Origin of the sequence: Nostoc sp. XA010 (genome assembly GCF_020829625.1) — a bacterium.
GTDB lineage: Bacteria > Cyanobacteriota > Cyanobacteriia > Cyanobacteriales > Nostocaceae > Nostoc.
The window spans coordinates 156,044-165,915 of sequence record NZ_JAIVFX010000016.1 but is presented as its reverse complement, the minus strand read 5'-3'; the positions used below and the strand labels follow the sequence as shown (position 1 = coordinate 165,915).

Sequence of the window (9,872 nt, the reverse complement as noted above, 5' to 3'; positions counted from 1 at the left end):
AGTTTTTTCCCAATCTGAATCCGAAATTTCAATTCCGTAGGCGAGGCAGTTTTCATCCATGCATTTTAATCTACCATCTCAGTAACCCATTTTTGATTGTAGCGTTTCAGATCCTGTGAACAGTTACGTTTTGTCGAAGGCTTAAAAAACAAGATGCTCTCAAGAAACAGGCGCACGGAGGTAAGCGAGTAAACTGTATATTATGAATATTCCACCTTCACTTAACACAATTATTCGGCAACAGCCTTACCCGCTTTTATTCGCCATCATCAGTGGTTCCCACTTATATGGTTTCCCGTCACCTGATTCTGATTATGACTTGCGTGGTATGCATATTTTACCAGTTACAGAAGTGGTGGGATTAGAGACTGGGAATGAAACTATTGAAGTTTCAGAAGTTCGGGAATCTTTAGAAATTGATTTAGTAACTCATGATGTCAAAAAATTCTTTTTGATGCTACTTAAAAAGAATGGTTACGTATTAGAACAACTGTATTCACCTTTAATATTAACCACTTCACCCGAACATGAAGAATTAAAATTTATTGCCAAAAATTGCGTTACTCGTCACCATAGTTATCACTATCTTGGTTTTGCTGCAACACAATGGAAACTTTTTAATAAAGAAGAGACGTATCGAATCAAGCCATTACTTTATGTTTATCGAGTTCTCTTAACTGGGATTTATCTTATGCAAACAGGGATACTTGAAGCTAATTTAATTAAGCTAAATAATGTTTTTAATTTACCATATATTCATGATTTAATCGTCCAAAAGTTAGCAGGTACAGAAAAGTCTATTTTGTCAGATATTAATGTAGCTTTTCATCAAATAGAATATCAACGTCTGCGTAATAAATTGCAGGAGGTATATGAATGCAGCCCATTACCTGAAGTACCTTCAGCGAACGCGGATTTACATAATTTGTTGGTACGCCTGAGAATGAAGAGCTATGAATTACAAGTGAACAACTTATAATTCATAACTTTGTTTGTAGGAAAATATTCTTGTTACTTTACAACTTCAAAGTCCAAGCGGCAAAAGCTAAAGTACCCCAACCTGCAAGAAAAGCTGCACCGCCTACTGGTGCGATCGCTCCTAAAGATTTAATACCGGTTAAGCTAAGGGCGTACAAGCTACCTGAAAAAATAGCAATGCCAATGATAAACAGCCATCCACTAGCTATGAGAGTGGGTTGAGGAAATTCAGTGCGACTAATTAGTAGTGCTACGAGAAAAAGTGCTAGAGCATGATACATTTGGTAACGAGCGCCAGTTTCAAAAATTTCTAGCGATCGCTCACTAATTTTTTCCCGCAAGGCATGGGAAGCAAAAGCACCAGCAGCAACTGATAAACCGCCTAAAATAGCAGCTACGCTTAAAAAAATCTGCGTCATTAGACCTAGCCGTAAGTTAATTATTAGTCATTAGTCATTGGTCATTAGTCATTAGTTAATAACAAAGGACAAATGACAATTAGACGTCAAAATGATATGATACAGCCCCTTCTTCGTTCACCTTAAAGTTTGCATTGAAGTCTTTAGCTTTTTCATCTAAATATTGCCTAGCATGGGCTGCGGGTAGTTGTGACTGCATGGCAAAGCCTAATACAGTTATTCGCCCATGATTTTTTTGTAGCATCTCATAAAAAATCGATTGCAGGCGATCGCTAACTTGTTGATTAAGCGCCTTTTTTTCCTGTCGGCTTTGACGGTATAATCCCAATGCTAACCATGTGCCCAATATTAGAGTAGGAATGCCAAAAATTAGACGTTCTATCGTAGTATCATCAATTACAGGGGTATTTGTTTCTGAGAACTCAATCGAACCATCCCAAGATAAGGGTAGCGTGATTGATTTTTCCATAGTCGTTTTATTAAATACCTCTGCTGCTGATAGAGTTACAAACATAAATCCCATTGTCAGTAGCCAAGCTGCGGCCAATTTTTCAGCAGTTTTCATAGTTCCACTTCAGATTTACACTTTGCTAGCGATTTTAACCTGACTTTCGCAAAGGTTCCAATATATCAATCTATTCCTGACGATAGGTTTGTCAGAGCTTCTTCTATATTCTTGAGTCCTTTTTTAATACCATCTAGGCGCTTACGGTTCTCCCACTGTTTATTTTTCACGGAGGAAAGCGAACGGATTAAATGTCAAAAATATAGTATAAATTTGCCTTTGTTATTTAAATAAGGGTGTGCGATCGCTATAATAATTAATTGTTCATGCTCCCAATCTGAGCAATCGCCAAGATCAAAAGCAGAACTTAGCGCCAATTAGAATACTTACACAGTGTTAAGCCTTGAGATTTTCAAATCGCAGCAGAGGTATAATATTTATTTTGCTGCGATTCTAAACTTAGTTGCGTGTAGCTTCAAGTAGGCGGGAAAAATAGAAACGAGTCTTCGTCATCGCTTTTCGTTGCAATGAAAAGCCATTACTTTCCAAGATTTTCACTACATCAGCCTCACGATGCAAATATGCACGAGTCGCTTTACTTGGCCCGGGAAAGAAACTGCCAATTTTCTTGAGTATACTTAGGGCGCAGGTCTTCGGCGCAAAACTGAGAATTATCCGCGACTGTGCCAAAGAACAGAGGTGAGAAATCATCTCATCCGCTTTTTCTTGAGGGTAGTGGATGAGGACATCCAAGCAAATTACGGTATCGTAACTACCACTCAACGATTCCAAATCCTGCACGGCAAAAGTGGGATTTTCAGCATTTCCCAAAGTTTGCTTGGCTCTATCCTTGCCTTCTTCCACCATTTTTTCAGAAATATCGGTGGCATAGACTTTAGCACCATCTACCGCTAGGGGGATGCTGAGACTACCGACACCACACCCAGCATCGCAGATTGATAGCTCTGGTAAATTGTTATCAGCCTTCAGCCAGCCGAGAACTGTATCCACGGTTTGCTGGTGTCCATTGCGGATGTCTAGTTGGACTTTGTTGACTTCGCCATCGCCGTAGATTCGCTTCCAACGGTCAAACCCTGTGGAATTGAAATACTCGCGAACAATCGTTTTATCGTCGGCTGCGTTCATAAACTTTGATTTTTAGGGGTTCCCAATGCTTAAAATTATCATTGATAGGAACCCATAATAACGGTCTTCCAGATTTTTATAGATATGGCGCACAGAAGTAGGTTAACATCTTTGCACCTCTAATGATTCAAAGGATCAGTTGTATGAGCTATTTTCTACTATTTATTCATCCATTGTTTTGGTTACTATAAATTTTATTGTTATTTCACCCTGTAGATGTAGATAACCCTTTCTTAAGGTAGTATCGTAATTGCGATCGCAGCATTTATGCTGTTAAAAATTTAATTGTTTGTAACCAATAAGACTGAACAAGTAGAAATTTTAAGTAAAATTTCTTATGTTAGTTGTAAATTTCCTATTTAGGTTTAATTATTAAACATGGCACTGAACTCGCTAACAGACAGTCCTATCGTTGCATTTACAATTCTCCTAACAGTAATATTTACTGTACCTCCTATATTTGAGCGATTAAGGCTACCTGGATTAGTGGGGTTGTTGGTTGCAGGTATATTACTAGGGCAAAATGGACTAAAGTTATTAAACCCTGAGTCTGAAACTATCAATCTGCTCTCGGAGATCGGCAAGCTTTATTTGATGTTTGTGGCAGGTTTAGAAATTGACTTAGAGCAGTTTCGTAAAACTAGAAATCGCTCAATTGGGTTTGGCATTTTAACATTTTTAGTTCCAATGATTGCTGGCATTGCGACAGGACGATTATTCAATTTTGGTTGGAATGCCTCCGTCCTCATTGGTTCTTTACTGGCCTCTCATACCCTCTTAGCATATCCAATTGTGAGTCGTCTGGGAGTGGTAACGAATGAAGCTGTAACTGTCACGATTGGTGCGACAATTTTTACTGACACAGGTGCTTTGCTAGTATTAGCGATTTGTGTTGGAATTCACGGAGGAGAATTCTCCGCCATGAGTTTAGCGATTTTATTAGGTGGATTAGCAATTTACACTGCTGTTGTCCTGTTTGGCTTTGACTGGGCAGGAAAAGAGTTTTTTCGCCGCTCTGGGGATGAACAAAGTAACCAGTTTTTGTTTATATTACTAGCATTATTTTTGGCATCTGTTGGAGCGCAGGTAATTGGAGTTGAAAAAATTGTTGGTGCTTTTTTAGCAGGTTTAGCTGTCAACGATGTTCTAGGACGTAGCCCAGTCAGAGAGAAAATCGAGTTTATTGGTAGTGTTTTATTTATCCCTTGTTTCTTTGTGGACATGGGATTATTGATTAATATTCCTGCATTTATCAAAACCCTTAGTTCGATTTGGCTGACTCTGGTAATTGTAGTAGCTTTGATTGGCAGCAAATTTATAGCAGCATTCTTAGCCAAATTATTGTATCGCTACAACACGGCGGAATTGCTAACGATGTGGTCATTGTCACTACCACAGGTAGCAGCCACGCTAGCGGCAACCTTGGTTGCTTATCAAACGCTAAATCCTGCTGGTGAGCGCTTAATCAGTGAAGCTGTCTTAAACAGTGTGATTGTCCTCATGCTGGTAACTGCAATTTTGGGTCCCATAATAACAGCACGATTTGCTCCTTCCCTACAGCTTTCTCAGACAGATTTTGAAACAGATAGTTTGACAACTTGGTGGCAAGGTGATGAAGATGAGCAAGTAGAGAAAAGCCAGTATCCATTTACTGTATTAGTGCCAATATACAATCCCCAAACCCAGCGCTATCTAATAGAAATGGCAGCACTACTGGCTAGTCATGAATCTGGAAAAATTGTGCCATTAGCTATTACTAGAGCACATATCCAGATGGATGATCCGCAATTAGTAACAGCGCTCAATCAAAGTCGGGAAAGATTGAATTTAGCTAAAGAAATTAGTCAAGAATTTGAGGTGGAAGTATCACCAGCAATTCGGATTGATGATGATGCAGCTTTAGGTATTAGCCGCACCAGTCGAGAACAAAACGCTAGTTTAGTAGTCATGGGTTGGTCGCAGGCAACAGGTTTGCGTGCCCGCTTATTTGGTAGTGTAATTGATAGCGTTTTTTGGTCTTCTCACTGTCCAGTAGCAGTAACACGCCTTTTAAGTAGTCCTAAGACAATTCAAAGAATTCTTGTACCAGTTGGAGACTTAACGCGGCAAACTATAGGCGCTTTGAGATTTGCCCAGATTTTGGCTGATGTTAATCAGGCAGAAGTTGTGCTGTTACACGTATCCGATCGCAAAACACCGCCGAATCGAGTGGAAAACTTTGTATCTCAATTGTCTGATATTACTTCTAAAGGCCAATTACAGGTGAATACAAATATCCAAACAATCAGAGGTGATGATATTGCTAGAACCATAATTCGGGAAGCTCAGGCATTTGATTTAGCGGTGTTACGTTCCGTTCGTTATCGCACAGCAGGTGGATTAGCCGTCAGCGAAGTGACAACGCAGTTAATTCGAGAATTGAAGTGTTCAATTGTATTGCTGGGAGAGCCTCATTCGTAATGTGGGGAAGTCAATACCAGTAAAAAGAGAAATCACTTGCGATCGCTTTTGCCTCAGTGATGAGAATTGACAAGAGCGATCGCATGGTTTTATAGCTATTCTCCAAATTGCTCTTGAGATAATAACGGCTCAAATGATTGATAAGCCTCATAATTACGAAAATGTCGGGCATATAAATCAACAATATCCTCAGATGAATCAAAGTCATCATATAAAACTGAATTCACGTCTATCACTTGCTGCAAAGACCAAGTAATAGTTTCTCCATTCTCATTTGTATAGCTGACGGTTTGATTTTTACCATGATTCAAAGCCTTTGCTTTTGCTTCTTCTAAAGAAGCGGTTTTAATCAAAACAAAGCTTTCTTGGTACAAAGGTTGATAATCAAGTTTATCTGAAGATGATTTTTAGAGAATTATAGCAATATAGAAGGATTCTGCTTTATTTGCACTTTCAGTTTCCATCTCATGTTCTCCACGTCTCAGAAATATACATACATCTTTACTGAGTATATTAACGTTTTTCCCCTATCACCTTGATTCTTTTAGCTTGACGTTAAATTTAGCCCAATCATCTCAATACTACTCAGTTAAAAAGATTCGTAGCGACTGTTTTAAAAATCAAGCGTAGGCGTAGCCCGTCATAGACATTACTTTGTTTGTGGAGATTTATGAAAGCGATGCCTACGGCCGGCTACGCCTACGCACCTGTGTACTTGATCTCGGTGCGACAAAGTTTGAAGTACTCCAACACGACTTTCAAGTACTCCAACACGACTTTCAAGTACTTCAACACAACTTTCAAGTACTTCAACACGACTTTCAAGTACTTCAACACGACTTTCAAGTACTTCAACACGACTTTGGAGTACTTCAACACAACTTTCAAGTACTTCAACACGACTTTGGAGTACCTCAACACGACTTTGGAGTACCTCAACACGACTTTGGAGTACCTCAACACGACTTTCAAGTACTTCAACACGACTTTCAAGTACCTCAACATGACTTTGGAGTACCTCAACACGATTTTCAAAGTATTGCCACTCTTCTATGAATGTTTTTCTCTCAGATGACAGGCACAGATAACAAGAAACCTCTACAGAAGTTTCATTTTTCTCCAAAGACAGCAAAAGTTCTTCATGCAACAAGAGAAATTTGCTCATCCTATTGTTAAATTTTGTAAATTTGATGTCTTCAAGACTAGAAACCTGATATCTAGATAGCTAAACTAACAAACAGTGCATCTGTACTGTTAACTATTAAAAGTAGATGTGGCGCTATAGGGTGAATGATCCCAGTACAACTTATCCTCAAAAACTTTCTTAGTTACCGTGATGCAACTTTAGATTTTCGTGGTTTGCATACGGCTTGTATTTCGGGTTCCAATGGTGCGGGTAAATCTTCACTTTTGGAAGCAATCACTTGGGCAATTTGGGGTCAAAGCCGTGCCACTGCTGAAGATGATGTCATCTATTCTGGCGCGAAAGAAGTTCGAGTTGATTTTACTTTCCAAAGTAACCAGCAAAAATATCGCGTGATTCGTACCCGAATTCGGGGAGGTACTAGCGTTCTTGAATTTCAAATCGAAATACCATCTGGGTTTCGCTCACTCACTGGCAAAGGGGTAAGAGCAACCCAAGATTTGATTTTAGAACATATCAAGCTCGATTACGATACATTTATTAATTCTGCCTACTTACGTCAAGGCCGTGCAGATGAGTTCATGCTCAAACGCCCGACAGAACGCAAAGAAATTTTAGCGGAGTTGTTGAAACTCAATCAGTATGATGATTTGGAAGAACGGGCAAAGGAATCTTCTCGTCAGTTCAAAGCGCGAGCAGTAGAGTTAGAGCGTTCTTTGGAGTCGATCAAAATTCAGCTGCAACAACGCGAGACAACCCAAGCGCAAAGAGTCGAGTTAGAAGCCGAACTCAATCAACTGCAACAAGTACAAGCATTTGATAATATTCAATTACAAAGTTTGCAAGTTGTCCAGCACCAGCGCCAAAATTGGGAACAACAACTCAGCTTTGTAAAGCAGCAATACCAAAATCTTACCCAAGATTGCGATCGCCTCCAACAAGAACAATCAGCTATTGGCTCTCAGCTATCAGATTTAGAAAAAATATTACACCAAGAAGCTGAAATTAAAGCTGGATACGCCCAATATCAAAGTCTCCAATCTCAAGAAGAAGCCTTTGCTGCCAAATTTGAAGAATACACCCGCGCTGGGCAGACTCGCCAACAAAAGCAACAACAGCTTACCAAACAAATTCACGAAATCGAACGGCAACTGCAACAAGCCCAAGCCCAAATCGAAGCTTTGCAGCAACAAGAGCGAGATATTCAGCAAACTCTGACTAAATCAGGTGAAGTAGAAGCTGCTTTGTCACAACTAACCGCAGCCCGTCACCATGTTGCTCGTCTCGATCAACTGCAAATGCAAGTTACTCCCTTGTTGCAACAACGAGCAACTTTACAAAACCAACTTGATCGCACTCATGCTGGTTTAGTAGCGCGGCTCGAACAACTCCAAAGTACTGAAAACCAATTGCAACGCCAGCATCGCCGCCAACCGCAACTGCAACAAGCGGTGATTGATGTGGCAATCCAGATTGAGGAACTGGAGAAAAAGCGGGTTTATCTGCAACGAGTCCAAGAAAAAGGGCAAGAAAGGCGGCACTTTATTGAACGTCTGCAAGCTCATCAACGCGATTATGAAAAACTGCTGGGAGAATTAGAGCAGAAATTGCAAATGCTCCAAAATCCTGAAGCACTTTGTCCATTATGCGAACGTCCTTTAGATGAACATCACTGGAGTCGGGTAGTGGAAAAAACCCAGGCTGAGTTAGAGGATACTCAAGGGCAGTTTTGGGTAGTGCGAGAACAAATGGCTGTGTCTGACCGAGAAATTCAGGTACTTAGGCAGGAATATCGGGAAATTTCCCAACAGTTGGCGGGCTACGATGGTTTACGCGAACAACGGGGACAGTTGGCAGCCCAGTTAGAAGCTACAACTGATGTTCAAAAACAGTTACAACAAATTGCTGCCGAAAAACAGCATTTAGAGCGATCGCTCCAAGCTGGTGATTACGCTCCCGATAAACAAGCCGAACTCCGGCAGCTAGAGCAATATCTGCAACAGGTTAATTATAATGAACAAGACCACGCCCTCGCCCGGAGTGAAGTTGAGCGTTGGCGATGGGCAGAAATTAAACAAGGGCAGATTAAGGATGCTACTAAGCGACAAGCGCAACTATTAGCCCGAAAACCAGAATTACAATCCCAAATTGCTCAATTACAAGCCAAAATCCAGCAGGATCAGATTGATTCTGAATGTGCTAAACAAATCGCGGCTCTTGAGCGTCACATTACCGAAATTGGCTACAGTTCCGAGCAGCACAACAATCTGCGTATAGCTGTGCGCCAAGCTCAATCTTGGCATTTGCGGTATCAACAACTGCTGTCAGCCCAGCAGCAGTATCCCCAACTCCAGACGAGATTGCAAGAGTTAGAGGATTCCAGAAGCGCCAGAGTAACCGAGTGGCAAAAACTCGGCGGACAAATTGAAAGCATTATCCAGCAATTACAAGCAACAGCTAACCCCTCTGCCCAAATTCAAGCTTTAGAGCAGCAGTTAGCAATACGCAGACGGCAACTCGATGAGCAAATTGCCAAATTAGGGCGTTTAGAGCAGTTGGCGCATCAACTAGAAACGCTGCAAATTCAGTATGAACAACAGCAGCAGCAATTACAATCTTGCAAGCAGGAATATCGTGTTTATCAGGAATTAGCGCAAGCTTTTGGTAAAAATGGTATCCAAGCACTGATGATTGAGAATGTGTTACCACAACTGGAAGCTGAGACAAATCAACTACTTTCGCGGCTGAGTGGAAATCAATTTCATGTACAATTTATTACTCAAAAAGCTGGACGCAGTGCTAAATCAACTAAGAAAAACGCCAAGCTGATAGACACCTTAGATATTTTAATCGCCGATTCTAGAGGAACACGAGCTTATGAAACTTACTCTGGTGGAGAAGCCTTTAGAATTAACTTTGCCATCCGTTTAGCCCTGGCGAAATTATTAGCGCAACGGGCGGGGGCGGCGTTGCAATTGTTGATTGTAGATGAAGGTTTTGGTACACAGGACGCCGAAGGATGCGATCGCTTGATTGCAGCGATTAATGCGATCTCCTCCGATTTCGCCTGCATCCTCACTGTCACTCACATGCCCCACCTCAAAGAAGCTTTCCAAGCCAGGATTGAAGTGAATAAAACTCAAGAAGGTTCGCAGTTGAGTTTGTCAATTTAATAAAACAGAATTTAGGAGTCAGGAGCCAGAATACTCTTTCAGGGAAG

7 protein-coding genes and 1 pseudogene are annotated in these 9,872 nt (G+C 40.8%); 3 read left to right on the top strand and 5 right to left on the bottom strand.

Translation table 11 applies throughout. From position 1 onward, the window contains the following. Window positions 1–202: 202 nt before the first annotated feature. The gene (locus LC608_RS22365; RefSeq protein WP_229555597.1) at window positions 203–979 is read left to right on the top strand and encodes a DNA polymerase beta superfamily protein; all 777 of its coding nucleotides are present in this window, start codon (window positions 203–205) and stop codon (window positions 977–979) included. A gap of 37 nt (window positions 980–1,016) precedes the next feature. Here the strand turns inward: LC608_RS22365 and LC608_RS22360 are convergent, their stop codons facing one another. The 3 genes from LC608_RS22360 to bchM all read right to left on the bottom strand — a co-directional run bounded on the left by LC608_RS22360 (window position 1,017) and on the right by bchM (window position 3,048). Continuing rightward, the gene (locus LC608_RS22360) at window positions 1,017–1,397 is read right to left on the bottom strand and encodes a DUF423 domain-containing protein (RefSeq protein WP_229555596.1); all 381 of its coding nucleotides are present in this window, start codon (window positions 1,395–1,397) and stop codon (window positions 1,017–1,019) included. 79 nt (window positions 1,398–1,476) lie between these two features. Beyond that, window positions 1,477–1,962 (bottom strand): hypothetical protein, encoded by a 486-nt coding sequence (locus LC608_RS22355; RefSeq protein ID WP_229555595.1) that lies wholly within the window; start codon window positions 1,960–1,962, stop codon window positions 1,477–1,479. Window positions 1,963–2,361: 399 nt separating this feature from the next. Further along, a complete protein-coding gene (bchM, locus tag LC608_RS22350; protein ID WP_229555594.1) occupies window positions 2,362–3,048 on the bottom strand; it encodes a magnesium protoporphyrin IX methyltransferase in 687 nt (228 codons plus the stop codon). Window positions 3,049–3,426: 378 nt separating this feature from the next. Here bchM and LC608_RS22345 point away from each other — a divergent pair, with 378 nt between their 5' ends. Next, on the top strand, window positions 3,427–5,508 hold the full coding sequence (locus LC608_RS22345) for a cation:proton antiporter (protein WP_229555593.1): 2,082 nt from the start codon (window positions 3,427–3,429) through the stop codon (window positions 5,506–5,508). A 95-nt stretch (window positions 5,509–5,603) separates the two neighbouring features. Here the strand turns inward: LC608_RS22345 and LC608_RS22340 are convergent. Together LC608_RS22340 and LC608_RS22335 are read right to left on the bottom strand one after the other, a co-directional pair. Continuing rightward, a pseudogene (locus tag LC608_RS22340) lies at window positions 5,604–5,894 on the bottom strand (DUF4288 domain-containing protein); the annotation flags it as partial. 263 nt (window positions 5,895–6,157) lie between these two features. Beyond that, window positions 6,158–6,673: a hypothetical protein gene (locus LC608_RS22335; protein ID WP_229555591.1), complete on the bottom strand. Its 516-nt coding sequence runs from the start codon at window positions 6,671–6,673 to the stop codon at window positions 6,158–6,160. A gap of 125 nt (window positions 6,674–6,798) precedes the next feature. Here LC608_RS22335 and sbcC point away from each other — a divergent pair, with 125 nt between their 5' ends. Continuing rightward, window positions 6,799–9,825 (top strand): exonuclease subunit SbcC, encoded by a 3,027-nt coding sequence (sbcC, locus tag LC608_RS22330; RefSeq protein WP_229555590.1) that lies wholly within the window; start codon window positions 6,799–6,801, stop codon window positions 9,823–9,825. The last annotated feature ends 47 nt before the right edge of the window (window positions 9,826–9,872 follow it).

Coding starts and splice junctions, on each gene's coding strand:
- LC608_RS22365 (WP_229555597.1), top strand. CDS start 203: ATGAATATTCCACCTTCACTTAACACAATTATTCGGCAACAGCCTTAC.
- LC608_RS22360 (WP_229555596.1), bottom strand. CDS start 1,397: ATGACGCAGATTTTTTTAAGCGTAGCTGCTATTTTAGGCGGTTTATCA.
- LC608_RS22355 (WP_229555595.1), bottom strand. CDS start 1,962: ATGAAAACTGCTGAAAAATTGGCCGCAGCTTGGCTACTGACAATGGGA.
- bchM (WP_229555594.1), bottom strand. CDS start 3,048: ATGAACGCAGCCGACGATAAAACGATTGTTCGCGAGTATTTCAATTCC.
- LC608_RS22345 (WP_229555593.1), top strand. CDS start 3,427: ATGGCACTGAACTCGCTAACAGACAGTCCTATCGTTGCATTTACAATT.
- LC608_RS22335 (WP_229555591.1), bottom strand. CDS start 6,673: ATGAGCAAATTTCTCTTGTTGCATGAAGAACTTTTGCTGTCTTTGGAG.
- sbcC (WP_229555590.1), top strand. CDS start 6,799: ATGATCCCAGTACAACTTATCCTCAAAAACTTTCTTAGTTACCGTGAT.